Raw genomic sequence first — 26,807 nt, forward strand, 5'->3', positions numbered from 1 at the left:
CCGCGCCCAACCGCACTTGTCGTGCGGGCCCTGGGAGGCCTTACTCCGCTGGCTGGACCACCGCCGGAATGGTTTCGACCGGGGCGTCGCCTGCGAGTGCGACGGAAAGCTGCGCCTGATCAAGCTCGCCTTCCCACTTCGCCACCACCAGCGTCGCTACTGCATTACCGATAAAATTGGTAATTGCGCGGCACTCGGACATGAAACGGTCGATGCCGAGGATCAGCGCCATGCCGGCGACCGGAACCGCCGGAACGACAGAGAGGGTGGCGGCAAGCGTGATGAAGCCGGCGCCGGTGATGCCGGCCGCCCCCTTCGAGCTCAGCATGGCGACGAGCAGCAGCAGAATCTGGTCGGCAAAGGAGAGCGGCGTGTCAGTCGCCTGGGCAATGAAGAGCGCCGCAAGCGTCATGTAGATGTTGGTGCCGTCGAGGTTGAAGGAATAGCCCGTCGGGATAACCAGGCCTACGACGGAGCGCTTGCAGCCCGCCTTCTCCATCTTGTTCATCAGGCCCGGAAGTGCCGCCTCGGAAGACGACGTCCCGAGGACGAGCAGCAGCTCTTCCTTGATATAGCGGATGAGCGAGACGATCGAGAAGCCGTTGTAGCGGGCAACCGCGCCGAGCACGAGGAAGATGAACAGGAACGAGGTCAGATAGAAGGTGCCGATCAGCATGGCGAGGTTGGCGATCGAGGCGAGGCCGTACTTGCCGATGGTGAAGGCCATGGCGCCGAAGGCCCCGATCGGGGCGGCCTTCATCAGGATCGCCACCAGCCGGAAGATCGGCAGCGTCAGCGCCTGCAGGAAATCGACGACCGGCTCGGCCTTCTTGCCGACCATCGCCAGCGAAATGCCGAAGAGCACCGAGATGAACAGCACCTGCAGAATGTCGCCCTCGGCAAAGGCGCCGACGAGCGTCGTCGGGATGACGTTCATGAGGAAGCCGGTGATCGACTGCTCATGCGCCTTTTCCGCATAGCCGGTGACCGCCTTGGCATCGAGCGAGGCGGGGTCGATATGCATGCCGGAACCCGGCTGCACCACATTGGCGACCACGAGACCGACAAGGAGCGCCAGCGTCGAGAAGGTCAGGAAGTAGATCATCGCCTTTCCGGCGACGCGGCCGACCTTGGCGAGATCGGTCATGCCGGCGATGCCGGTCGCGACCGTCAGGAAGATCACCGGCGCGATGATCATCTTGACGAGCTTGATGAAGGCGTCGCCGAACGGCTTCAACTCGGTACCGATGCCGGGATAGAAATGCCCGAGCAGGATGCCCGCGGCGATCGCCGCCAGGACCTGGACATAGAGATGGCGATAGATGGGTGTCGTGCCGCGGGCTTCCGCGGAATGTTCTATGATCATGATATCCTCCACATGGCGCCCAGTCCGGCGATTGCCGGGCCTCCCGGGCCGCTTTTCCGAAGATCGACAGCTGCTGCCGCCTTGTGAGCTATTGAGCAACGCGCGTGCCAGTTCTGCGCGGCACCGCGAGATAGTTGAAATCGCTTGCATTTTCTTTGTGCTTCACAATTCTGCACTCCTTACCTGTGCGGATATCCGCACAGGTCCACTGGCGCTTTGCGCGAAAACATGCACAATGGCGCGATGTTCAAGAAACTGTCCGGCACGGACGATCTGCGAACGCTTCGCCGCCGCGCGCGGCGGTCGTGGCTTGTTTTCGCAGCGGTGGCGCTTGCCGTTCTGGCGGCCGGCCTTTTGCTTGCCGGCGAATACGGCCGGACGAGAGCGCTTGCGGGGATCGACTCGCAAAGCCGCATCGACGCCAGCCTGAAGGCGTCGCTCTTGAGGGCCGTCATCGAACGGCAGCGCGCGCTTCCATTGGTTCTTGCCGATGATTCCGCCATTCGCGAAGCCCTTCGCTCCCCGGACGAACAATCGCTCGACCGGATCAACCGCAAGCTCGAGAGCCTGGCGGCAAGCGCGGAAACGGCGGTCGTCTATCTGATCGGGCAGAATGGTGTCGCCGTCGCCGCCAGCAATTGGCGGGAGCCGACGAGCTTCGTCGGCAGCAATTACGGCTTTCGCGACTATTTCCGGTTGGCAATGCGCGACGGCAAGGCCGAGCATTTCGCCCTGGGCACGGTCAGCAGGCAGCCCGGTCTCTACATTTCCCGACGGATCGACGGGGCGGACGGACCGCTCGGCGTGATCGTCGCCAAACTCGAATTCGACGGTCTCGAAACCGACTGGCGCGTCTCGGACAAGCCGACCTATGTCACCGACCGCCGCGGCATCGTGCTGATCACCAGCCTGCCGTCGTGGCGCTTCATGACGACGAAGCCAATCGCCGAAGACCGGCTCGCCGCCATCCGCGAAAGCCTGCAATTCGGCGATGCTCCCCTGCTGCCGCTGCCCCTCGACAAGGTCGAAGCGCGGCCCGACGGCTCCTCTACGCTCGACGCCCTGCTGCCAGGCGGCGGCGCTGGAGCCTTCCTGCGCGTCGAGACCATGGTGCCATCGACGAACTGGCGGCTCGAGCTGCTGTCGCCGCTGACTGCCCCGCTCGCGGCCGGCGCGCGGGAAGCACGGCTGATCCTGCTCGCGGTTCTCGTGCCGCTCTTCGGGCTCGCAGCCTTCCTCCTGCGCCGCCGCCAGGCGATCGCGATGCGGTCGGCGGCCGAGCGGCTGAGAGCCAGGGAACTCGAAGGGAAAGTGGCGGAACGAACGCGCGATCTCAGCATGGCCCGCGACCGCCTCGAAACCGAGATCGCCGATCATCGCCAGACGACGGAAAAGCTGCAGGCCGTGCAGCAGGATCTCGTGCAGGCGAACCGCCTGGCGATCCTCGGCCAAGTCGCCGCCGGCGTCGCCCACGAGATCAACCAGCCGGTCACCACGATCCGTGCCTATGCCGACAATGCCCGCACCTTTCTCGATCGCGGCCAGAGCGCGACCGCGGCGGAGAACATGGAGAGCATTGCCGAACTCACCGACCGGGTCGGCGCCATCACCGAGGAACTGCGCCGCTTTGCCCGCAAGGGCCATTTTGCCGCCGAGCCGACGCCGATGAAGAATGTCATCGAGGGCGCGCTCATGCTTCTGCGCAGCCGCTTTGCCGGGCGCATGGACGCGATCCGGATCGCGCTGCCGCCGGACGGATTAAAGGCGCTCGGCAATCGCATCCGGCTGGAGCAGGTGCTGATCAACCTGCTGCAGAACGCGCTGGAAGCGATCGGCAGCGGCGACGGCGGCACGATCGAGGTGCGCTGCGAGGAGACGGCCAACGACGTCACGCTCACCGTCACCGACAACGGCCCCGGCATTCCGGCCGATATTCGCGAGGAACTGTTCACGCCCTTCAACACCTCGAAGGAGGAGGGTCTCGGGCTGGGCCTGGCGATCTCCAAGGAAATCGTTTCCGACTATGGCGGCACGATCGAGGTCGAAAGCGGCTCCACCGGCACGACATTCACCGTCCTCTTGCAGAAGGCTTGAACTAATGAGCGGCGCCGTGTTCCTGATCGACGACGACCGAGACCTGCGCAAGGCGATGCAGCAGACCTTGGAGCTTGCCGGCTTCACCGTCTCGCCCTTTGCCAACGCAACGGACGCGTTCGAAGCACTCCACCCAGACTTCGACGGCGTGATCGTCAGCGATATCCGCATGCCGGGCATGGACGGGCTGGCCTTGTTCCGCAAGGTCGCCAGCCTCGACCCGGACCTGCCCGTCATCCTCGTGACCGGCCACGGCGACATACCGATGGCGGTACAGGCGATTCAGGACGGCGCCTATGACTTCATCGCCAAGCCCTTCGCCGCCGACCGGCTGGTGCAGAGCGCGCGGCGCGCCGACGAGAAGCGCCGGCTCGTCATGGAAAACCGGAGGCTGCGCCAGGCGGCGGAAGCCGCCGCCGACAGCCTGCCGCTGATCGGCCAGACGCTGGTGATGGAACGGCTGCGCCAGACGCTCAAACACATCGCCGACACCGATGTCGACGTGCTCGTCGCCGGCGAAACCGGCAGCGGCAAGGAGGTCGTGGCGACGCTCCTGCACCAGTGGAGCCGGCGCAGGACCGGCAATTTCGTGGCGCTGAATTGCGGCGCCCTGCCGGAGACGGTGATCGAGAGCGAACTCTTCGGCCATGAGCCCGGCGCCTTCACCGGCGCCGTCAAGAAGCGCATCGGCCGGATCGAACATGCGAGCGGCGGCACGCTCTTCCTCGACGAGATCGAGGCGATGCCGCCGGTGACCCAGGTCAAGATGCTGCGCGTTCTGGAAGCGCGCGAGATCACCCCGCTCGGTACCAATATCGTTCGGCCCGTGGACATCCGCGTCGTCGCGGCGGCAAAGATCGATCTCGGCGATCCGGCCGAGCGCGGCGACTTCCGCGAGGACCTCTACTATCGGCTGAACGTCGTGACGCTGTCGATCCCGCCCTTGCGCGAACGCCGTGAGGACATCCCGCTGCTCTTCTCGCACTTCCTGAAGCGCGCCGCCGAACGCTTCGGCCGCGACATGCCGGACATCCCGGCCGCCGTCCGCGACCACCTGATGTCGCACCCCTGGCCCGGCAATGTGCGCGAACTTTCGCATTTCGCCGAGAGGGTGGCTTTGGGCGTGGCGGAGATGCCGGCCGGGAAACCCGCCGCCCCGGAAAATGGCGGCACCCTGCCCGAACGGCTGGAGCGCTACGAGGCGGACATCCTCAGGCAGGCGCTGACGGCAAACAACGGTGACGTCAAGGAGACCCTGCTGGCACTCGGAATTCCCCGCAAGACCTTCTACGACAAGCTCCAGCGCCACGGCATCAATCGCGCGAACTATGCCGGGCGAGACTCCGCGAAGGATGGAAGCGTTTAGGCGCATCAGCCCGAAAATCGTAAGCGGCGCTGTAGGCGCGATAATGCGTTCCGGGCGGAGAACCGCCCCTCACCCAAGCCCTCTCCCCGCAAGCGGGGCGAGGGGGATGAGAGTTGGCCGCTCGCCCCTCCGCTTCTGTCAGCGATGCCTGCAAGGCGACAGGGCGCCGCGAGTCCCTTGTCCCGCCTGCTGCGGGGGAAGGTCGCGGTAGCGGGAAGGGACGGCAACAGCCCCAAGGACTCGGGTCGGAATCGCGCGGATCGTTGGCCTCACCTTGATCCGGAGCCGACCGCTGTTTCCGCATGCGCCTTTATGCGTGCAGGGCCGACGGGGCCGATTATCAGTCTGGACAGCGGCATCTTGGCCACCCTGCCGTCGGCAATGGCGAGCTTGCTGTCGTAGAATTCCAGGCCCTTCACGGATTTCGGCGGCACGACGTTGTGCATGATACTGATCACCGTTGCGCCGGGGCATTCATCCTTGATCGCCTGGTGAAACGCGACCGTCGCCTCGCTGTCGAGCGCGCTCGTCGGTTCATCGAGGAAGAGCAGCCGCGGGCGGTGCAGCAAGATGCGCGCCAGCACGAGCTTCTGCTTCTGCCCCCCGGAAAGAAGCTGGTCCCAGCTTCCCGTGCCGCGACCCTCCTCGGCAAGGTCGCCGACGAATTCGGCAAGGCCGGCCTTGGAGAGCGCCGCGGCGGCGGCGGCGTCCGAGTAGACGCCGACGAGGCCGGGCAGGCATACCAGCGCCTTCAGCGATACGGGCGGAAGCTTCACGTCCTGCGCGGCAAAGAAGGTCCTGACGTTTCTCGGCAACACGACCGTGCCGCGGCCATGCGGCCAAAAGCCGTTGATGGCCTTGAGCATCGATGTCTTGCCGCTGCCCGACTTGCCGACGAGAAGGGCCCACTCGCCGGGGTCGAGGTGAAGATGGCTGGTCTCGACGAAGGGCAGAACATCACCCGGGTGCATCAGCTCTAGCCGTCTGATCGTCAAGCCGAACTCGGGAGCCTGCTGGGCATAGCGCAATTCCGACCGGCCCGTGCGGGCATAGAAGTCGCGCGGCTGCTGCACGTCCTCGATCGCCTGCGCCAGGTCGGTGATGCGGCGTGCATTCGCCCGGAGCCTTGCTATATTGGGCATGACATGAATGAACCATGAGCAATCGTTGATGATCGCATTGGCAAGCTCCGCCCCGGTGACATAGGACTGCATGCTGATCCTGCTGGCGACATAGGGGAGCAACCCGGGCGCATAGGCGACGATGCGCGAGCCGAAGAAGTTGTAGACGCGCTCGAAGCCCATGTAGCACGCGGCCAGGATGTTGAGGATCGACCAGGTGTGGTCGATGTCGCGATAGCGTCGCCTGTGGATGTCCTTCTGTACTGCCTCGCCATCGGCGACCGCCACATGGTAGCTGCGGTGAAGCAGCGTCGTCAGTTCGCGACGGTAGCTGCCTTCGGCCCATTGCATCCTGACTTCCAGCCTTTGCTGGATCGCCCCGAGCTTCGCCGCAAGGAAGGTGTTGATCGGAACGTAGACGATGACGGCTGCGAGCGTCAGGCAGGCGCTGGCATAACTGCCGAGGAACTCCAAGCCTTCGACCTCGGTCGAGGTTTCGATAATCTTGCGGCCGACGAAGAAGAGCGACAGGATGACGCCGGCAATGCCCATGGCAAGCCCGATGGCGCCGCCGGTCATGCCCTTGATCGATTCCTGGATCCGCTGGTCGATATTGTCCGGGACTGCCGCGTTCGACGCGTTGGCCTTCGCCATACCGTGCTGCAGGTGCAGATGCGTGTGCTTGCGGTCGAGCAGCGCCTCATTGAAGCGATGGTCGAGCCACGCGCGCCATTTGCGGTGCAAGGTCGTCGAGAAGAAGTGGCGGATTGCGATGAATCCGATCTCCTTGAGCACGACGATCCCGGCCAATGTTCCCGCGCTTGCCAGGATGGAGGTGAGCGTCGTCGCGTTTTGTGGATGGTGAAGAAAGGCGATTGCACTGACGAGTTCGCCCGACGCCTCGGCAAACCAGACACTGGCCATTGCCGACAAGGCCGTAAGCACGATGATAACCGCGGCGAGCCCCCATGCTTCCTTCCATCTGTCGGAAAGCCAGTAGGCGCCCATTACCCCCCAAAAGCTGCGCATTGCGGAAACGGGCGTCGATTGCGGCTCCCTTACCCGCCTGCGGCTCCCCCGGTGTAAATTGCGACTCCCCCAGTGCAAATTCACGTCCCCCCCTCCCTTGCCTGTGAGCATCCCTGTTCGGGACCTCAAGCACACAGGGGTCACGCACGGCCGCTTCGCAAGCGCCCGTCTGCCCGCTCATTCCGAATGTCCAACTGCAGTTTCAGCCCTGGCGACCGACCATGACCGGCCGCGATAGGAACCCGCCCCTCTTGGAAATTCGATGACAGCCCCTATGCAATTAACAACAATACCACGCTGGGACGCACGTATTCGTGACGCCCGATAGTGTGCAGCGGTCTGGGTCGACGGCACGCGACGCCCGTTAATGCAATCAATCGCAGCAAGAATAACCGTTGCGGGTTCGCGTCTCAACTACCGCGCAGCCCATCTCTTCAGATGCGATGGATCGTTACAGCACTTTTTATTACAGCCTGTATTACGATTTAAGGAAATATGAGCCGCGGCGCCTTTGTCGCAGGCCGCGGCGCAGCCACATTTGCCCACGAGTGCTGCCGCGGTGGCGCAGCTGCGGGCAGTAATCCCGAATTCTTTCCGCCTGCAGCGTGGTGCGTCTTATCCGCGGTCGCGACGATCGTCCCCGACGGCCTCCAGACAGCGCCCGGTCAGTGCTGTTGCCGCCCGCCGGCTGGTGCGGATGCGCCCGCGGCGCTGCTCGCAAGCTCCGAACGCTCACCAACCGTAGCTGAGGTACCGCCGCTGCCGCCATTGCCGTTCTGCTCGGCGTTGACGGCGGCGGGTCACCCCCTACCAAGCGCATAGACGACGGTACCGAGGAATCAATGTCGGTTCGGTGGGCGGCGCCTCATCTCTTGGGCCCACTGCCAGGATACTCAATACGACAGCGATGAGGGTGAAGATAAGTACCAGGACCGCAATGCCGGCTTGGTCCATTCCCTGTAAAGCGTTTGAATGCGAGGGCAGTGAGTGAAGCAGCCGACCGTTAACTGCTTGCAAGTTCCTGAGCCGTCGCCACGATCTGCACATTCCCCAGAGAATGATCAGCGTATTTGAAGGCAAGTATGCTCAGAACTGAGGCAATCATAGCGACTAGAATGACACGCATCGTGTGCTCTCCTGGTTGGCTGCCCAAATTTAGCAGCCGATCAGGGGAACCCTTGTTACCGAGGGAGCAGGCGGCGCACCCGGTCATTGATAGCGACATGGAGGGGCTCCTGTCGCTTCGCATCCAAATTAATTTAATTAGGGTCTTCCTCAATTCATATGGTGGCGGGCTTCATCTCGATCCTGGCCCCATTGGCTCCGGATGCCGCCTCACGCGCGCGGGACCGACCGGGCCACCTGCCAGTTTCGGCAGCGACCGCTTCGTCACGCGGCCGTCGGCAATGGCGAGCACGCTGTCGTAATAATTCTCGCCTTTTGCAGATTTCGGCGGCACTGCGTCATGCATGATGCTGACGACGGTTGCGCCGGGGCACACATCCTTGATCGCCTGATGGAACGCGACCGTCGCCTCGACGTCGAGCGCGCCGGTCGGTTCGTCAAGGAAGATCAGGCCCGGCCGTTGCAGGAGGATGCGCGCAAGCACCAGCTTCTGCTTCTGCCCTCCGGAAAGGAGCTGGTCCCAGCTTTGCGCACCGCGCCCCTCCGCGGCGAGATCGCCGACGAATTCGGCAAGGCCGGCCATGGAAAGCGCCGCTAAAGCTTCCCGATCCGTAAACGCGTCGCCCGGCTCGGGCAGGCATATCAGTTCCTTCAGCGATATCGGCGGCAGCTTCACGTCCTGGGCGGCAAAGAGCGTGCGCACGTTTCCGGGCAGGGCGACGGTGCCGCGGCCATGCGGCCAGAGACCGTTTATCGCCTTGAGCAGCGACGACTTGCCGCTGCCCGACCTGCCGACGAGAAGCGCCCATTCGCCAGGACTGATGTGGAGATAGCCGGTCGTGATGAAGGGCAGGTCATGGCCAGGATGCATCAGCTCGAGACGGCGGATCGTCACGCCGAATTCGGGATCCTGCCAGACGCGGTTCAACTCCGCGTGACCTGTCCGGGCATAGAAAGCGCGGGGCCGCTGAACGTCCTCGATCGCATTGGCGAGATCGGTGATGCGGCGCGCATTCGCTCTCAGCCTTGCTATGTCCGGCATGACGTGGATGAACCAGGAGCAATCATTGATGATCGCATTGGCAAGCTCCGCCCCGGTGACATAGCCCTGCAGCGTGACCTTGCCGTCGACATAGGGAAGCAGACCTGGAGCATAGGCGACGATGCGCTGGCCGAAGAAATTGTGAACGAGCTCGAAGCCCATATAACACGCCGTCAGGATGTTCAGGTTCGACCAGGTCTGGTCGATGTCGCGATAGCGCCGCCTGTGGATCCGCTTCTGTACCCCTTCCGCTTGCGAGGCCGCGACATGGAAGCTGCGGTGGAGAAGCGTCGTCAGCTCGCGGCGGTAGCTGCCCTCGGCCCATTGCATCCGGACGTCGAGCCGCTGCTGGATCGCGCCGAGCTTGGCGGCGATATAGGTATTGAAGGGCACGTAGGCGGCGACGGCAACAAGCGTCAGAAAGGCGCTGCCATAGCTGCCGAGAAACTCGAGCCCGCTGACCTCCGTCGAGGTCTCGATGATCCTGCCGCCGACGAAGTAGAGCGACAGGGTCACCCCGGCAACGCCCATGGCAAGCCCGATGGCGCCGCCGGTCATGCCCTTGATCGATTCCTGGACGCGTTGGTCTATGTTGTCCGGCACGCCCACCGACGTCGGAATGGCTTCCGCCACGCCGCGCTGCAGGTGAAGATGGGTATGATTGCAGTCGAGCAGTGCGTCATTGAAGCGTCGGTCGAGCCAGGCCCGCCATTTGCGATGCAGGGTCGTCGAGAAGAAGTGGCGCACGGCCGTGAACGCGATGGATTTCAGCACCATGATCGCGGCGAGCGTCCCCGCGATCGTCAGAATGGAGCTGAGCGTCGTCGGATTTTGCGGATGGTGGAGAAAGGCTATCGCGCTGACGAGTTCGCCCGAGGCTTCGGCGAACCAGACGCTCGCAATCGCCGACAGACCCGTGAGCACGACGATGATCGCTGCCAGCCCCCAGGCCTCCTGCCACTTCTCGGAAAACCAATAAGCCCACATCAGCCCCCAGAAGCTGCGCATCGGCGATACGGGAGTCGACCGGGGCTCTCTTCCCCACTTTCGGCTCCACACGTGCAAGGCCTTCTCCCCGAACTTACTGATCAGAACACGCTCCTCATTCCCATCCCATCCACTATCGACAAGGCTGCGCCCGACCGCACTGATCGCGATCAGTTTCCAAAAGAGAATAGTCCCTGTGCCCTGATGTTCCAACCAAGCGGGAGGCGAGAAACGAGACAGTCCACCGCGAGTGCCTCGCTGGGGTCCCAAAAAACCATCTTGACGGCGCGGCGATATCGGTGACTATGGGCGCCATTCACCAGGGGGGTCCCGGCAAGGGGCTGAGATACTGCTGAAGCGCGCAGTGACCCGTTGAACCTGATCCAGTTCATACTGGCGTAGGGACGGTGCAGACGTGCGAAAGCCAGGACTCCGTAGTTTCACGTTCCGTCGGCACAGCGTCTTTTCATCCTTCCGGCTTCAGAACTGGGTCTCCAACGCAAGAATTGGAGCCTCAAGATGAACGTTCTCAAACCTCTTTCCACGCCGCCCTCCGTCACGCAGGGACCTCTCCCCGCCTCGAAAAAAGTCTACAAACCGGGCGAACTCCATCCCGATCTGCGCGTGCCGATGCGCGAGATCGCACTGCATCCGACCTCCGGGGAGCCTCCGGTCACGGTCTACGATTCCTCCGGCCCCTATACGATCGAAGATGCCGGTATCCGCATCGATGCGGGCCTGCCGCGGTTGCGCCACGACTGGATCGTGGCACGCGGCGATGTCGAGCGTTACGAGGGCCGCGCCGTCAAGGCGGAGGACAACGGTTTTGCCACCGGCGAGCGGCTGACGCCGGAATTCCCCATGCTCCATCAGCCGCTGCGCGCCAAGCCGGGCCGGGCCGTCACCCAGCTCGCCTATGCCCGGGCCGGCATCATCACGCCGGAGATGGAGTTCATCGCCATCCGCGAAAACCTCGGGCGCAAGGCGGCGAAAGAGACACTCACACGCGACGGCGAGAGCTTCGGCGCGTCGGTGCCTGATTTCGTCACGCCGGAATTCGTCCGCCAGGAGGTCGCTGGCGGCCGGGCGATCATCCCCGCCAACATCAACCATCCGGAATCCGAACCGATGATCATCGGCCGGAACTTCCTGGTGAAGATCAACGCCAATATCGGCAATTCCGCCGTCACCTCGTCGATGGCCGAGGAAGTCGAGAAGATGGTCTGGGCGACGCGCTGGGGCGCCGACACGGTGATGGACCTTTCGACCGGCCGCAACATCCACAATATTCGCGAATGGATCATCCGCAACTCGCCGGTGCCGATCGGCACGGTGCCGCTCTACCAGGCCTTGGAGAAGGTGAATGGCATCGCCGAGGATCTCACCTGGGAGGTTTTCCGCGACACGCTGATCGAGCAGGCCGAACAGGGGGTCGACTATTTCACCATCCATGCCGGCGTGCGGCTCCATTATATCCCGCTGACCGTCGACCGCGTCACCGGCATCGTCTCGCGTGGCGGCTCGATCATGGCCAAGTGGTGCCTGCACCACCACCGCGAAAGCTTCCTCTACGAGCATTTCGAGGAGATCTGCGACATCTGCCGCGCCTATGACGTCTCCTTCTCGCTCGGCGACGGCCTGCGTCCCGGCTCGATCGCCGACGCCAATGACCGGGCGCAGTTCGCCGAACTCGAAACGCTCGGCGAACTGACGAAAATCGCCTGGGCGAAGGACTGCCAGGTGATGATCGAGGGCCCCGGCCATGTGCCGATGCACAAGATCAAGGAGAACATGGACAAGCAGCTCAAAACCTGCGGCGAGGCCCCCTTCTATACACTCGGGCCGCTGACGACCGACATCGCGCCCGGCTACGACCACATCACCTCCGGGATCGGCGCGGCGATGATCGGCTGGTTCGGCACCGCCATGCTCTGCTACGTGACACCGAAGGAGCATCTGGGGCTGCCCGACCGCAACGACGTCAAGGTGGGCGTCATCACCTACAAGATCGCCGCGCACGCGGCCGACCTCGCCAAGGGGCATCCGGCGGCCCGCATCCGCGACGACGCGCTGTCGCGCGCCCGCTTCGAGTTCCGCTGGGAGGACCAGTTCAACCTCTCGCTCGATCCGGAAACGGCGCGCAATTTCCACGACGAGACGCTGCCTAAGGAAGCGCACAAGGTGGCGCATTTCTGTTCAATGTGCGGCCCGAAATTCTGCTCCATGCGGATCTCCCACGACATCCGCGCCGAAGCGCAGAAGGAGGGGCTGGAGACCATGGCGGCGAAATACCGCGACGGCGGTGATCTCTACATGCCGGTCGCGCCAGAAACGCAGCCGGGAGAATGAGATGCCGGTCCTGATCAAGGGAGCCGGCGTCGCCGGTCTCGCCACCGCCCTCGAGCTCAGCCGCCGCGGCATCGCGGTGGAGGTGGTCGATGCGGCGGAAACCGTCGGAACCGGCGCATCCACCTATGCCGGCGGCATGCTCGCGCCGTTTTGCGAACGCGAAGCGGGCGACGAAGCCGTGTTGACGCTTGGGCTTTCCTCTGCCGACTGGTGGGAGGAGGCCCTCCCTGGCGCGGTATTCCGCAAGGGTACACTTGTCGTCGCGGCTGGCCGCGACAGCGGAGAACTCGATCGCTTCGCCGCCCGCACCCGCGGATATGAATGGGTCGGCGGCAACGCGATCGCAGAGCTCGAACCGGACCTCGCGGGCCGCTTCGAGCGGGCGCTGTTCTTTGCCGAGGAAGCCCATCTCGATCCGCGGAAGGCGATGGCCGGCCTCTACGAGACACTGATTGCGAGCGGCGTCCATTTCCACCTCGGCTGTTCGGACGTGCCCTCCGATCGATCCTATGCCGCCGTGGTCGAATGCACGGGCGCCGCGGCGATCGCCACCACGCCCGGCCTTCGCGGCGTGCGCGGCGAGATGCTTTTTCTGGAAACCCCGGAGATCAGCCTCTCGAGGCCGGTCCGCCTGCTTCATCCGCGCCATCCGCTCTATGTCGTGCCGCGCGAAGACCACCGGTTCATGGTCGGCGCGACCATGATCGAGACCGATGATGACGGACCGATCACCGCTCGCTCGCTGATGGAGCTGCTGAACGCCGCCTACGCGGTACATCCCGCCTTCGGCGAGGCGCGTGTCGTGGAGACTGGCGTCGGCATTCGTCCGGCCTTCGCCGACAACCTGCCCCGCGTCCTCGACCGTGACGACGGGTTCGCGATCGCCGGCATGTACCGCCACGGCTTCCTGCTTGCCCCCACCATGGCGCGGCAGCTGGCGGAAAGGCTCTGTGCCGGGGAACATCCGCCCTTCACTCCCGTCTTCGAGGAACCCGCGGCGGCGGACCGCCACCCATCTTTTCGACACGGAGCAATCCAATGACCTTGATCGTCAATGGCGAGACGCTGGAGAGCGGCGCAGCGACGTTGTCGGAGCTTTTGCTGGCGCTCGAATACGAGGGCGAGTGGCTGGCGACGGCCGTCAACGGGGAACTGGTGCACCGCGAGGATCGCAGCACCTGCCGGCTTTCCGACGGCGACCGGATCGAAGTGCTCTCGCCGATGCAGGGAGGCTGACATGCTCGAACTCTACGGAACCCGAGTCTCCTCGCGCCTCCTCCTCGGGACCGCGCGTTATCCCTCCCCCGCCGTTCTCGCGGAGGCCGTGCGCCGCTCGGGCACGGAGATCGTCACCGTATCGCTCCGCCGCGAGACCGCCGGCGGCAGGAACGGCGGCGCTTTCTTCGAATTGATCCGCGAGCTCGGCGTGCGCGTGCTGCCGAACACCGCCGGCTGCTATTCCGTGTCGGAAGCGGTGCTGACGGCGAAGATGGCGCGGGAGGTCTTTTCGACTAACTGGATCAAGCTGGAGGTGATCGGCCATCACGACACGTTGCAGCCGGACGTCTTCGGCCTGGTCGAGGCGGCGCGCATCCTCGTCGGCGAAGGCTTCGAGGTGTTCCCCTACACGACCGACGACCTCGTCGTCGCGGAACGGCTGCTCAGCGCCGGCTGCAAGGTGCTGATGCCCTGGTGCGCGCCAATCGGCAGCGCCATGGGCCCGCAGAACCTGCCGGCGCTGCGCGCCATGCGGGCGGATTTTCCCGATGTGCCGCTGATCGTCGACGCCGGTATCGGCCGCCCGTCGCATGCCGCAACGGTGATGGAACTCGGCTTCGAGGCGGTGCTGCTCAACACGGCGGTCGCCGGCGCCGGCGACCCGGCCGCAATGGCGGAGGCCTTCGCCAATGCGATCGAAGCCGGTCATGCGGCCTTTCAGGCCGGCATGATCGAGCCGCGCGACATGGCCGTCCCCTCAACCCCGGTCATCGGAAAGGCGGTGTTCTCGTGAAGCTCGACCCCTTCTATCTCATCGTCGACAGCGCCGCCTGGATCGAACGCCTCGTGCCGCTCGGCGTCAAGCTGGTGCAGCTTCGGATCAAGGACTTGAGCGACGAGGACATCCGCGGCGAGATCGGCGCCGCGAAGGCGACCTGCGCGGCGCATGGCTGCCAGTTGATCCTCAACGATTACTGGCGCCTCGCGATCGAGGAGGGTTGTGACTTCGTCCATCTCGGCCAGGAGGATCTCGCCGACGCCGACCTCGGTGCGATCCGCGCCGCCGGGCTGAAGCTTGGGCTCAGCACTCATGACGAGACGGAGCTTGAGGCCGCGCTTGTTGCCGAGCCGGACTATGTGGCACTCGGGCCGATCTACCCGACGATCCTGAAAAAGATGAAATGGGCACCACAGGGGCTCGACCGGCTTTCCAGCTGGCGCGAACGCGTAGGAACGCTGCCGCTCGTGGCGATCGGCGGGCTCAATCCGGAGCGGATCGGCGGGGTGTTTGCCCATGGTGCGGACAGCGCCGCGGTGGTGACGGATATCACGTTGAATGCGGATCCCGAAGGTCGGACCCGGGAGTGGATTCGGAAGACTGAGGCTTGGCGGTGAGGGTCACACTCTGCCCCTCTCCTCGGGTTTAACCCGAGAACTAGCCCTCTCCCCGCAAGCGGGGCGAGGGGACACCGTCGCAATTTGTCGCTACCGGTGAACGCCCACCGTGATCCGCGCCATAGTTGGAGCTGTTATGGGCAATGTGGGCGCCGCGAGTCTCCTTCGCCCCGCTTGCGGGGAGAAGGTGGCCGGCCCACCCTCCGCAGTTGCTGCGGAGGACGGGCAGGCCGGATGAGGGGGAAACCACCATCGAGAAAGGCCCCGGAACCAATGTCCCGGGGCCATCTGGTCGCCTGACCGGGAGAAAGAATCAGGCGGCCTCAACCTTCTTCGACACGCGGGCCCATTCCGGGATCCAGTCGCGGTGGGCGGCGAGCAGGTCGTCGACGAGCGACCAGATCTGGTCGAGGTCGAGCTCTGCGGCCGTGTGCGGGTCCATCATCGCCGCATGGTAGAGATGCTCGCGATTGTCGGTAACGAGAGCCTGGACCGTCAGTTCCTGGACGTTGATATTGGTGCGGATGAGTGCGGTCAATTGCGGCGGCAGCGCGCCGATATAGGTCGGCTGAATGCCGGAGGCGTCGACAAGGCAGGGCACCTCGGCTGCGCAGTTTTCCGGCAGCGAGGTGATGCAGCCATTGTTGCGGAGGTTGCCGTAGATCACCGACGGCTCGCCGGTCCAGACCGAGTTCATGATCGAGGAGGCGTATTCGTGGCTCTCGGCAACCTCGATCGTCTCGGCCTCCCGATATGCAGCCGCCTGGCCCTTCCACCGCTCGATCTGCTCGATGCAGCGCTTCGGATATTCGTCGAGCGGAATGCCGTATTTCTCGATCAGGTCCGGGCGGCCGTCCTTGATGAAATAGGGCGTGTATTCGGCGAAATGCTCCGAGCTTTCGGTGACGAAATAGCCGAGCCGCGTCAGCATTTCGTAGCGCACCTTGTTCGGGCAGCGCGGGTTCCAATGGCTGGGCTTCGGAATGCGTCCCTCGCGATAGCCGCGGATCAGGTCCGGATAAAGATCGCGATAGCTGCCGTCCTTCTGGCGGTGCTCGAACTTGAGATAGAACGCCATGTGGTTGATGCCGGCGGCGCGGTAGCGGATTTCGTCGAGCGGAATATCGAGGTCGCGGGCAAGCTCGAAGGCGGTACCCTGCACCGAGTGGCAAAGGCCGACCTGCTTGATCGTCGGATATTTCTCGGCGATCGCCCAGGTATTGATCGCCATCGGGTTGACGTATTGCAGGAGGATCGCCTCGGGGCAGACCTCGAGCATGTCCTCGCAGATCTTCCAGAGATGCGGCACGGTGCGTAGACCCCGCATGATGCCGCCGACGCCGAGCGTGTCGGCGATCGTCTGGCGCAGCCCGTATTTCTTCGGCACTTCGAAATCGGTCACCGTGCAGGGCTCGTAGCCGCCGATCTGGAAGGCGACGACGACGAAATCAGCGCCTTCGAGCGCCTTCAACTGATTCGAATAGGTCTCGATCTTGGCCTTTGCGCCGAGCGTGCGCACCAGTTTGCCGGCGACGATCTCGCTTTCGGCAAGACGCTCCGGGTTCAAATCCATCAGCGCGATGGTCGCGGCCGAAAGCGCCGGACGCTGCAGCACGTCGCCGATGATGTTCTTCATGAACACGGTCGAGCCGGCGCCGATGAAGGTGATCTTGGGTTGTCGGGTCATGGAGTACCTCTGTTCTGATAGGTCATGCGGCCACTTCGAAGGCGGCTCTTACCAGCCGTTCCGTGTAGGCAGTCTTGGGATTGGAGAGAATTTCGTTGACGGGCCCCTCTTCAACGATCTTGCCGTGCTGCATCACCACCACCCGGTGGCAGAGCGCGCGCACGACCTTGAGATCGTGGGAGATGAAGAGGTAGCTCAAACCCCGTTCGTCCTGCAGCTTACGCAACAGCTCGATGATCTGGGCCTGCACCGAGAGATCGAGCGCCGAGGTCGGTTCGTCGAGCAGGATGAATTCCGGCTCGAGCGCGATGGCGCGGGCGATGGCGATGCGCTGGCGCTGGCCGCCGGAGAATTCGTGCGGAAAGCGCGACAGGATATTGGCCGGCATACCGGCGCTGACGAGCGCATCCTGGACATGTGTCAGCCTGTCCTTACGGTTCTCGCCGATGCCGTTGACGATCAGCCCTTCCTCGATGATTTGGCCGATCGACATGCGCGGATTGAGCGAGGCGAACGGGTCCTGGAAGACGATCTGGATCTTCGAGCGCAGCGGCCGCATGCCCTTTCGGTCTCTGCCGTGGATCGGCTGGCCGTCGAAATAGATTTCACCGGCGTCGGTGTTGATGAGCCGGATTAGGGCCTGGCCGAACGTGGTCTTGCCGGAACCGGACTCGCCGACGAGGCCGAGCGTTTCATGACGGCGGAGATTGAGGCTCAAGCTGTCGACCGCGACGAGCTCCTTGAGTTCCGGCTTGAAGAAGCCACCCTTCTTCAGCATGAAGGAGACGCGCACGCTGCGGCCGTCGAGCACGATCGGCGCAGTGTCCGGCAGCGGATTGGCCGAACCGGAGGGCTCGGAGGCGAGCAGCCGGCGCGTATAGGCATGCTGCGGGTTGGCGAAAAGCGCCGCCGTCGTGTTGTGCTCCTTCACCTCGCCGAACTGCATGACGTAGACATAGTCGGAGAACTGCCGCACCACGGTCAGGTCGTGGGTGATCAGGATCACCGCCATGCCGAGTTCCTGCTGCAACCCGCGAATCAGGTTGAGGATCTGCGCCTGCACGGTGACGTCGAGCGCCGTCGTCGGCTCGTCGGCGATCAAGACGTCGGGATCGTTGGCGAGCGCCATGGCGATCATCACGCGCTGGCGTTGGCCGCCGGAAAGCTGGTGCGGATATTGGTTGAGCCGCGCTTCCGGGTCGGGGATCTGGACGTGGCGAAGCAGTTCCAGCGCCCGCTCTGCGGCGGCGCGGCGACTCACCCGCCGGTGTGCCCGGATCGCCTCGATGATCTGGCTGCCGATCGTGTAGACCGGGTTGAGCGAGCTCATCGGCTCCTGGAAGATCATCGCAATGCGGTCGCCGCGCAGCGCCCGGCGCTGCCTGGCCGAGAATTTCAGGACGTCCCGGCCGTCATATTCGATCCGCGATTGCGAGGCGATCGTCGCGCGCTTCGACAGGAGGCCCATCACGGTGCGCGCGGTCACTGACTTGCCGGAGCCGGATTCGCCGACGATCGCCACCGTCTCTCCGCGATAGAGCTGGAAGGACACGTCCTTCACCGCCTCGACCGTGCCGTTCTCGACCTTGAAGGTAACGGCGACCCGGCGCGCGTCGATGACCGGCCGCGTATCCTTCGTGTGGCGGTCCCGCCGTTCTTCCGGCGCCGGGACAATGCTTTCGATCGTTGCCATCGGCGTGCTCCTCAATAGGGGTCGATTGCGTCGCGGAGCCCATCGCCCAGCGCATTGAAGGCGAAGACGGTGACGAGCACGAAGGCGACGGGCGAAAGGATCCAGGGATAGGAGCCGATGACCGAATAGGTCGCCGTATCCTGCAGCATCAGCCCCCAGGAGATGAGCGGCGGCTTCACGGCGAAGCCCAGGAAGCCGAGGAAGGATTCGAGCAGCACCACCTGTGGGATCGCCAGCGTCACCGCGACGATCACGTGGCTCATCACGTTCGGGAAGATGTGCTGGAAAATGATGCGCCGATCGGTCGCGCCAATCGCGATCGCGGCGCGCACATAGTCGATGCGGGCGAGCGCCAGCGTCTTGCCGCGGACCTCGCGCGACATCTGTGCCCAGCCGAGCGCCGACATCACGATGATGACGAAGGCGAGGAAGACGTTGGTCGGCGCGGTCACCGGGATCAGCGAGGCAAGCGCCAGGTAGAGCGGCAGCTGCGGAAAGGCGAGCACGAGTTCGACGAAGCGCTGCACCCAGGCGTCGAAGCGGCCGCCAAAATAGCCCGACACCATGCCGACGGTCGTGCCGACCACAGTGACGATGGAGACCACGATCAGCGCGATCATAAGCGAGATGCGCGACCCGTAGAGGATGCGCGAGAGGACGTCGCGGCCGAACTTGTCGGTGCCGAGGAAATGCACCGCCGACCCGTCGACGGTACCGAAGAGGTGGCGCTCGGCCGGGATCAGCCCGAGGAGCTTGTAGGGCGCGCCCTTGACGAAAAAGCCGAGGATCTGCGGATTGTCGTAGTCCAAGCCGACGATCGGCTGGAAGGTGATCGGGTCGAGTTCGTCCGTGTCGCCGAGCGGATAGGTCCTCGGCGGGAGGACGAAATTGCCGTCCTTGTCATGGAAGCTGATCGCCTGCGGCGGTGCGAAAGCGACCCCCGTCGCCTTCGGATCGACGGGCGACAGGAAGTCTGCAAAGACCGCCATAAAGATCAGCAGGCCGACGAGAAAGAGGCCGAGCATGCCGGTCCAGGAACGCTTCAAGCGTCGCCAGACGAGGGCCGAATAGCTCTCGTGGTGCTGTTTTTCGTCCGGCTGCGCCACTGGAACCGTGGTCGGAACGTCGATGGTCATGATCAGGCCCCTCCTCCCATGCGCACGCGCGGGTCAAGCGCGGCGAGCATCATGTCGGCGATGATGTTGCCGAGGATCAGCGTTGCCGAGAGGACCAGCATGAAGGTTGCCGTCACATAGACGTCGCCGACCCACATGGACCCGACGATCGCCGGTCCGACGGTCGGCAGCGCGAAGATGATCGCCGTCTCGATCTCGCCGGTCAGCATGTAAGGCAGAACGACGCCCTGATACATGATGAGCGGATGCAGCGCATTGGGAACGGCGTGCCGCATCACGACGGCGCCTTCGCTCAATCCCTTGGCGCGGGCCGTTTCGACATATTGCGCGTTTAGCGTGTCGAGCAGGTTGCCGCGCATGACGCGCATGTTATAGGCGAGCCCGCCGAAGGTCGCGATCGCGATCACCGGCCAGACATGCTTCAGTAGGTCGACGAACTTGCCCCAGGACCAGGGGGCGCCGCCGTAGCGGGCGGAATGGAAGCTGTTGATGTCGCTGACGTTGAAGTGGAACACCAGGACGTAGACGATGATCAGCGCCATCAGGAAGCGCGGCACTGTCATGCCGAGGAAGGAGACGGTCGAGAGCAGGCTGTCGATCCAGGAATATTGCCGGGTGGCGGCAAGGATGCCGAAGCCGATGCCGATGACGGAGGCCAGGATATGGCAGACGAGCGCCAGCGCCAGCGTGCGCGGCAGGCGTTCCCCGACGACGTCGGCGACCGGCTTGTTGTAGTAGAGACTGTGGCCGAAATCGCCGCGCGTCAGGATGCCGGTGACCCAGTTGACGTACTGAACCGGCAGCGGCTTGTCGAGGCCGTGCGCCTTGCGATAGGCCTGCGCCTGGGCGTCGGCCGCCTCGAATGAAGCCCCGCCCTGGTTGATGAGCTGCGAGCGGATGTAGTCGCTATAGTCTCCGGGCGGCGCCTGGATGATGGCGAACGTCACCACGCTCAGGACGAACAGCACGGGTATGGCAGAGGCGGCGCGGACAAGCAGAAATCTGAACATGGCCGTTTCCTTCTGTCGGTTTTCCCTGGACGACGCGAAGATCGCCGCGGACTGAAAGGGCTGCCTCCCGGCCCGGAGCTTCGAATCCGGGAGGCCTGGGTTCAGTTTCAGTTGATCGGCCCACCTTCGCCGGGCTTGCCGGGAAGCTGTTCCGGATAGAGCTCGTAGTCGCCCTGCTTGTCCGCCGCGACGAAGACCCGTTCACGCATGATCGTGTCTTCCGCCCAGTTGAACATGTAGATCGGCGCACCCGGCGGAATGTTCGAGAAGCGCTTGTTGATGATCAGTGCGCCCGGATATTCGGTGAGCCCGACGGTATCGACATTCGTCGTCGACACTTTCTGGAACTGTTTCATCAGCTCCGCCCGCTCGTCATTGTCGTTGGTCGCGATGAATTTGTTGACGATGTCGACGAGTTCCTTCTCGTGCGGCAGGAGATCGACCTCGCCGCTTTCCGGCGCGCGGTGGTGCCAGCTCGTGCGCGGACCGACCGGTGCGAGCTGGGTAGTGTTCTGCACGACAGAGGTCAATTCCTGGTCGTTTCGGCGCACGAGCCAATCGAAGTTGCCGGCATATTGCGTCGCGTCCCGCTTGGTGCCGTCGACCGCGTTGAGGACCACCTTCAGGCCCAACCGCTCCATCTGCCCGACGACGCCTTCCGCAAGGTTGCGGTCGGTATTGTAATCGGAGTTGACGAGCATCACGATCTGCACGTCGCTGCCGCCGGCGGTGCCGGCGGGGAAGTTGACGAAACCGTTGCCGTCGGTGTCCTTGAGGCCGACCTTTTCGAGAAGCGCCTTGGCGCCTTCGAGGTCATAGGGATAGTAGACCGTCGAGCCCCGGTCATAGAAGCTGGTACCGGAGGAGAGCCCACCCGGGTAAATCGCCGTGAAGGGTCCCTTGACCAGAGCTTCGCCGAGCTTCTTGCGATCGACCGCCATGGTTACGGCCTTGCGGAAGTCGAGATTGCGATTGAGCTCGCGGACTGCCTGCGCGCGGTCGTCCGGCTCGCCCCAGCCATTGGCCGAGTAGTTCATGCGCAGATTGTAGCCGATGACACGCGGACCGAAGGCCAGTCGAGCGGGCGCGGATTCATCCGCCGCACGCTTCAGCGATTCCACGAAATTCTCCGGCTGCTCCAGGTTCGAGAAGTCACCGGATCCGGCGATCGCCTGCACGTCGCGATCCGCCCAGGTCGAGAGCTTGTAGTGGACCTCGTTCAGATAGGGCAGCTGGCTGCCGCCCTCGTCGACCTTCCAGTAATAGGGGTTGCGGCGGAGCACGATGATGTCGTCCGACCGATAGGCGACCGGAACCCATGCCCCCATTACCGGAATATTCAGATATTCCGGCGGGAAACCGTTCTTGTACTGGTCGTAGGTGGTATCGGCGAATTTCGGATGCTTGGTCTTGAGGATGTGCGACGGACCGGGGCAGAAGGTGCCGTAGGCCATGGCGTAGAGGTGTTGGCGCGGGAAGGCTTCCTTGAAGGTCCATTCGACCGTGTACTTATCGATCTCTTTCAGCGTCGTGCCCTCACCGAAGGTCTCGGGCGTCGCGCCGTTCAGTGGGGAAACGTTTGGATCGACGACGTTGTTGTCCCAGTAGAACATCACGTCCTCGGCATCGAAGGGATCGCCGTCCGACCATTTCGCGCCTTCGATCAGGTGCATGGTGAGCTTATGGCCGTCCTCGGACCACTCCCAGCTCTTGGCAAGATTCGGGAGCGGCTCGACGTCTTCGGCTTCCACCTGGTAGAGCGGCGCCGTGCGCGTCAGGCATTCGTACATGCCGATGTCGATACCGCCCCAGCCCTGGGTCTGGCCGGCGCTGTAGTTCCAGCCTTCCGGCCGGCCGCCTATGACATGGCGCATGACGTCGCCATAGACGCCGGCACCGTCCGGCATGTTGCCGGTCTTGAAGACCATCGGCTCCTTCGGCAGGCGCTCGGCCACCGGCGGCAGCTTGCCGGACTTGACAAATTTCTCCGTCACCCATTCAGGCTCGTGATATTCGGAGAGCGCCTTGAATTCCACAATGGAATCGCGCGGCACATAGGTGATCTCGCCCTGCGCCGGAAACGGCGGCGGTTCCGGCACGACGGTCGGTTCGGATGCAGCGGCCTGCACCGCAAAGGCGGAAATGCCGATCAGCAGGCTGGCCGCTGTCTTCAGTCGGTACGTTTTCATTGTCTCTCGTTCTCCCTCCTCATTCGCCACGCCGGGTCGGGTGGCACTCCTCCTTGGTCACGAGCACCCGCGTCTCCTCACGCAGATGACCTCGCCGTGATTTCGATGCGCGTGCGGATGCGGCCGGGTTATCCCCTCTGCCCACACAACCTAACCAGCAGCGCGCAACTTTGCGGCTTCCTTTTCCGCGCGGATCTCCTCGATCGAGCGCACATCGCGGCGCGCGGCGCCCTTCCAGTCGCGGGTCTTGACCGTCGCCTTGCTCAGCCGCTCCTTCGCCGCATCGACCGCATGCGCATATTGCGGCAGCCATTTCGCCTGGGTGACGACCATCTCGTCGACCATCTGCCACACCTCCTCCGGCGTGCAGATCGCGCCCACCAGCGGATCATGCAGCACGGCGAGCTTCAGGAGATCGATGTCTCCGGCAATCGCCGCATGCACCGACATGCGCTGGACGTTGATCGACGAGATGCAGGTGGCCGCACAGGCTTCCGGCAGCGTGATGCCGGACACCATGTTGATGCCGAAGCGGTCAACGAAGCCCGGGGATTCGATGATCGCATCGGCCGGCAGGTTAGTGATCACGCCATTGTTCTTGACGTTGAAATGACCGCGATAGACGCGTCCGGTCTCCAGCGCCTCGAGAATATAGCTCGCATGCTCGTTCGAGCGCCTGATCGTGTCCAGCGGCCGGGCCGCCTCCTGGAGGAAGCGCGGAAATTCCGTTTCGAACCAGTTGCGGGTCTCGGTCGAATAGCGCAGATAGCCGCCGGTCTCGCCATGGATCCAATCCGACATGTCGATCCATTTGGCGATCTCGTCCGGACGCTTGCGATACCAAGGAAGATATTCGGAGAGATGGCCGTTGCTTTCCGTCGAATAGACGCCGAAGCGCTTCAACACGTCGATGCGGAGCTTCTCCTGCCTGGAGAAGACCGGATGCGCCTCGAAGGCGGCGACGAGCTCATCCTTGCCGATCCTGCGACCGTTCGCCCGCACATCGATGAACCAGGTCTGGTGATTGATGCCGGAGCAGATGTAATCGAGTTCGCCGTCCGTGGCGCCGAGGATCTCGGCGATCTGCTCGGCCCCGTGTTGGACGCCGTGGCAGAGGCCGACCGTGTCGACCTTGCCGTATTCGATCGCCGCCCAGGTGTTCATCGCCATCGGATTGGCGTAGTTCAGGAATTTCGCGCCCGGCTCGGCAACCTCGCGGATGTCCTTGCAGAAGTCGAGGATCACCGGAATATTGCGCTGGCCATAGAGGATGCCGCCGGCGCAGATCGTGTCGCCGACGCATTGGTCGACGCCGTATTTCAGCGGAATGCGGATGTCGTCGGCATAGGCTTCGAGACCGCCGACGCGCACGCAGCTGATGATATAGCGTGCGCCCTCGAGTGCCTTGCGGCGATCGGTCGTCGCCGTCACCCGCGTCGGCAGCCCGTTCGCCTCGACGACCCGGTCGAGGATCGTCTTGATCATACCGAGATTGTGCTCGCTCAGATCCGTCAGGGCGAATTCAGCGTCCCTGAGCTCCGGCACGGACAAAATATCGGTAAAGAGCTTCTTGGTGAAACCGACGCTGCCGGCGCCGATGATGGCGATCTTGAAGCTGCTCATGGTCTTCTTGTTCCTCCTCGCGGACCGCGATCCTCGCGCCAAAAGGGTAAAATCAATTCATCGAACTGATTTCAGACGCCGAGCACTGCCGCGCCCGCCAAACCCGGCCAAACCGGTTGCCTTGCGTGATCTGCAGCCATTATGTGTATAATCAGTCGCACCGCTAGAGAGGTATTGTGCTTTCATGGGTAATACTGTGCTGCAGCAATTGATCGATAGAGGGCCGGTGATGCGGACCGTTTCACTCCCGCGGGGACGGCAGAGCCTGCACACCATGCCGACGAGCACCGGCTATGAGATCCGGACCGATGCGGGCTATGACTGGGACGGGCGAAAGCGCGGCCAGACGCCGTTCACGGTATTGCAGCACACGATCGGCGGCGCCGGCAATCTGCGCTATGAGAACCGTACCTATCGCCTGCGCGAGGGCGAGACACTGCTGTTGCTCGTGCCGCACAATCATCGCTACTGGCTCGAGGACGGCGGCCGCTGGGAATTCTTCTGGATCTCGATGAACGGCGAGGAGGCGTTGCGCATCCACCGCGCCATTCTCGCGGTCACTGGCCCCGTCGTCAGGCTGCACCCGGAAACGATCGAGCATCTCTCTGACTGCAGCCTGCGGCTGATCACCGGAGCGGAAACGCCTGGCCGCGCCTCGGCAATCGCCTATGAGGCGGCGATGGCGCTTTACGACGACGTCTTCGGCTCGCACCCCGTCCTCAGCGAGGAATATCGCCGGATGCAGCACGTGATCGACCACATCCTCGCCAATCTGGAAAAACCCTTGCCCGTCGAGGAACTGGCCCGTGTCTCAGGCTTGAGCCGCGCCCATTTCTCCCGCGTCTTCGCCGCGAGCGAAGGCATGCCGCCGGCGGAATTCGTGCTGCAGAAGCGGCTGCAACGGGCGGTGAAGCTCCTTACCAAGACCGCGGACCTGCCGGTCAAGGAGGTCGCGATCTTGTCCGGCTTCGAGGATCCCAACTACTTCGCCAAGGTCTTCCGCCGCGTCTTCGGCGCCAGCCCCACCGAGTTCCGCACGACCGGCATGTATGCGAGCGTGGCGCCGAATGGACAAAAAACAAGCGGATCCGTCACCACCTTGGCCGCTGCACGCGATTGAAATCGCGGCGATAAAATTTTACTAAACGAAAGAGGATAGGCACGCGGGAATGTAAAAATGGTGACAATCAAGGAAATCGCTGCGGCCGTCGGCGTTTCATCAGCAACCGTCTCGCGGGTCCTGAACTACGATCCGACGCTCTCGATCTCGACGAAGAAGCGTCAGGCGATCATCGAGACGGCGGAGGCGCTGAATTATGCCACGCCGCGCAACCGCAGCCGCGCAGCCGCTCAAAGCCTCGGTGCCGGGCTGAAGATCGCGCTCGTGCATTTCCTCGACCCCGCCAAGGAACTTGCCGACCCCTATTACGTCGGCGTCCGGCTCGGCATCGAAAGCCGCTGTCAGGCCTTGAAGAGCGAGGTCGTCAAGGTCTTCCTCACGGGAAACGCTCCGGAAGCGACGATCCTCGAGGGCGCCTCGGGCGTGGTGGCCGTCGGGCACTATTATGGCGAGGAACTCGAATGGCTGCGCCGCCATAGCCGCCACCTCGTCTTTGCCGACTATGCGCCGATCGGAGACTTGGACGACAGCGTATTGAGCGACGTCGCCCATGCCATGACCCGGCTCCTGGAAGCTGCCCATGGCATGGGCTATCGCCGGATCGGCTTCGTCGGCTGGGTGGACGCCTTCTACGGGCCCGACAATATCCATGCGGAGCGGCGCTGCCGCACCTTCATCGACTGGATGACGAAGGCAGGGCTCTATGATCCGGATCTGTGCATGGTCGAGCGCCTGACCCCCGACAGCGGCTACATGCTGACAAAGGCGATGCTGTCGAACCCCAATCCGCCGACGCTCCTGATCACCTGCAACGACAACATGGCGCTCGGCGCCTACAGGGCAATCCGGGAATTGGGGCTCAGAATTCCCGAAGACGTCGCGGTGGCCAGCTTCAACGACATTCCGGTCGCGCAGTTCCTTGCTCCGCCGCTGACCACGGTAAAAATTCCGGCAGAACTGATCGGCGAAACCGCGGTCGACCTGCTGCTGGAGCGCCTTTCCGGGCGCGAAGTCGCCAAGAAGGTGATCCTCGCCACCGAGATCATCTGGCGCGGCAGCATGGCTCAGCCGCCGGAAACCGAGGAAACGACCGGGACCCGGCTGGCGGCGCGGAACTGAGCTGCCTCCGTGTCGCACCAGGCGGAATGTATCGTGCTCCTGCGCCGGACCCAAGCAGGCCCCGCAAAGCGACCGCCGCCAGGTCGAGGCGGTTGCGAACTGACCTTGCGCCCGGTTGCACCGAAACGAAAGCAGGCT

Annotated in this window: 18 protein-coding genes and 1 riboswitch; of the genes, 9 read left to right on the forward strand and 9 right to left on the reverse strand. The window is 63.7% G+C overall.

All coding sequences use genetic code 11. The annotated features are described in order from the left end of the window. Positions 1-40: 40 nt before the first annotated feature. On the reverse strand, positions 41-1,366 hold the full coding sequence (locus tag AC4P1R_RS22435) for a dicarboxylate/amino acid:cation symporter (protein ID WP_151612518.1): 1,326 nt from the start codon (positions 1,364-1,366) through the stop codon (positions 41-43). A 228-nt stretch (positions 1,367-1,594) separates the two neighbouring features. Between AC4P1R_RS22435 and AC4P1R_RS22440 the strand changes: the two genes are divergently transcribed. Next, on the forward strand, positions 1,595-3,460 hold the full coding sequence (locus AC4P1R_RS22440) for a sensor histidine kinase (protein ID WP_492177902.1): 1,866 nt from the start codon (positions 1,595-1,597) through the stop codon (positions 3,458-3,460). A 4-nt stretch (positions 3,461-3,464) separates the two neighbouring features. Next, positions 3,465-4,826 (forward strand): sigma-54-dependent transcriptional regulator, encoded by a 1,362-nt coding sequence (locus AC4P1R_RS22445; protein ID WP_492177903.1) that lies wholly within the window; start codon positions 3,465-3,467, stop codon positions 4,824-4,826. Between the two features lie 269 nt (positions 4,827-5,095). On the opposite strand, the gene AC4P1R_RS22450 is transcribed toward AC4P1R_RS22445, so the two are convergent. Both AC4P1R_RS22450 and AC4P1R_RS22455 read right to left on the reverse strand, forming a co-directional pair. Then, complete coding sequence (locus AC4P1R_RS22450) at positions 5,096-6,976, reverse strand: ABC transporter ATP-binding protein/permease (protein WP_492177904.1); 1,881 nt, start codon at positions 6,974-6,976, stop codon at positions 5,096-5,098. Between the two features lie 1,297 nt (positions 6,977-8,273). Continuing rightward, entirely contained in the window at positions 8,274-10,151 is a 1,878-nt protein-coding gene (locus AC4P1R_RS22455) for an ABC transporter ATP-binding protein/permease (RefSeq protein ID WP_492177905.1), read from the reverse strand. Between the two features lie 290 nt (positions 10,152-10,441). Next, positions 10,442-10,553, forward strand: a riboswitch (TPP riboswitch). 96 nt (positions 10,554-10,649) lie between these two features. On the opposite strand from AC4P1R_RS22455, the gene thiC reads away from it, so the two are divergent. Genes thiC through AC4P1R_RS22480 form a run of 5 tightly spaced genes read left to right on the forward strand, consistent with a single transcriptional unit; the run spans position 10,650 to position 15,092 of the window. Then, a complete protein-coding gene (gene thiC / locus AC4P1R_RS22460) occupies positions 10,650-12,479 on the forward strand; it encodes a phosphomethylpyrimidine synthase ThiC (RefSeq protein WP_492177906.1) in 1,830 nt (609 codons plus the stop codon). Position 12,480: 1 nt separating this feature from the next. After that, complete coding sequence (gene thiO / locus AC4P1R_RS22465; RefSeq protein ID WP_492177907.1) at positions 12,481-13,521, forward strand: glycine oxidase ThiO; 1,041 nt, start codon at positions 12,481-12,483, stop codon at positions 13,519-13,521. Next, positions 13,518-13,715 (forward strand): sulfur carrier protein ThiS, encoded by a 198-nt coding sequence (gene thiS / locus AC4P1R_RS22470; protein WP_151612532.1) that lies wholly within the window; start codon positions 13,518-13,520, stop codon positions 13,713-13,715. The genes thiO and thiS overlap by 4 nt, the downstream gene beginning before the upstream one ends. A 1-nt stretch (position 13,716) precedes the next feature. After that, positions 13,717-14,490, forward strand: coding sequence for a thiazole synthase (locus tag AC4P1R_RS22475; RefSeq protein WP_151612534.1), 774 nt, complete (start codon positions 13,717-13,719; stop codon positions 14,488-14,490). Next, positions 14,487-15,092, forward strand: a complete 606-nt coding sequence (locus AC4P1R_RS22480) for a thiamine phosphate synthase (RefSeq protein WP_151612536.1) — start codon at positions 14,487-14,489, stop codon at positions 15,090-15,092. Before AC4P1R_RS22475 ends, AC4P1R_RS22480 begins: the two co-directional genes overlap by 4 nt. A gap of 313 nt (positions 15,093-15,405) precedes the next feature. Here AC4P1R_RS22480 and AC4P1R_RS22485 read toward each other — a convergent pair whose 3' ends face one another. The 6 genes from AC4P1R_RS22485 to AC4P1R_RS22510 all read right to left on the reverse strand — a co-directional run bounded on the left by AC4P1R_RS22485 (position 15,406) and on the right by AC4P1R_RS22510 (position 24,430). After that, on the reverse strand, positions 15,406-16,779 hold the full coding sequence (locus tag AC4P1R_RS22485; RefSeq protein ID WP_151612538.1) for an alpha-glucosidase/alpha-galactosidase: 1,374 nt from the start codon (positions 16,777-16,779) through the stop codon (positions 15,406-15,408). Positions 16,780-16,801: 22 nt separating this feature from the next. Then, the gene (locus AC4P1R_RS22490; RefSeq protein WP_492177908.1) at positions 16,802-18,472 is read right to left on the reverse strand and encodes an ABC transporter ATP-binding protein; all 1,671 of its coding nucleotides are present in this window, start codon (positions 18,470-18,472) and stop codon (positions 16,802-16,804) included. An 11-nt stretch (positions 18,473-18,483) separates the two neighbouring features. Then, positions 18,484-19,608, reverse strand: coding sequence for an ABC transporter permease (locus AC4P1R_RS22495; protein WP_069460950.1), 1,125 nt, complete (start codon positions 19,606-19,608; stop codon positions 18,484-18,486). 2 nt (positions 19,609-19,610) lie between these two features. Then, entirely contained in the window at positions 19,611-20,618 is a 1,008-nt protein-coding gene (locus AC4P1R_RS22500; RefSeq protein ID WP_069460949.1) for an ABC transporter permease, read from the reverse strand. A gap of 107 nt (positions 20,619-20,725) precedes the next feature. After that, on the reverse strand, positions 20,726-22,807 hold the full coding sequence (locus tag AC4P1R_RS22505; RefSeq protein ID WP_492177909.1) for an ABC transporter substrate-binding protein: 2,082 nt from the start codon (positions 22,805-22,807) through the stop codon (positions 20,726-20,728). Between the two features lie 150 nt (positions 22,808-22,957). Beyond that, positions 22,958-24,430: an alpha-glucosidase/alpha-galactosidase gene (locus AC4P1R_RS22510; protein WP_492177910.1), complete on the reverse strand. Its 1,473-nt coding sequence runs from the start codon at positions 24,428-24,430 to the stop codon at positions 22,958-22,960. A gap of 184 nt (positions 24,431-24,614) precedes the next feature. Between AC4P1R_RS22510 and AC4P1R_RS22515 the strand changes: the two genes are divergently transcribed. Then, positions 24,615-25,550: a helix-turn-helix domain-containing protein gene (locus tag AC4P1R_RS22515; protein ID WP_492177911.1), complete on the forward strand. Its 936-nt coding sequence runs from the start codon at positions 24,615-24,617 to the stop codon at positions 25,548-25,550. A 57-nt stretch (positions 25,551-25,607) separates the two neighbouring features. Further along, complete coding sequence (locus AC4P1R_RS22520; protein ID WP_492177912.1) at positions 25,608-26,669, forward strand: LacI family DNA-binding transcriptional regulator; 1,062 nt, start codon at positions 25,608-25,610, stop codon at positions 26,667-26,669. The last annotated feature ends 138 nt before the right edge of the window (positions 26,670-26,807 follow it).

It is taken from the genome of Sinorhizobium sp. Y406, assembly GCF_058732025.1.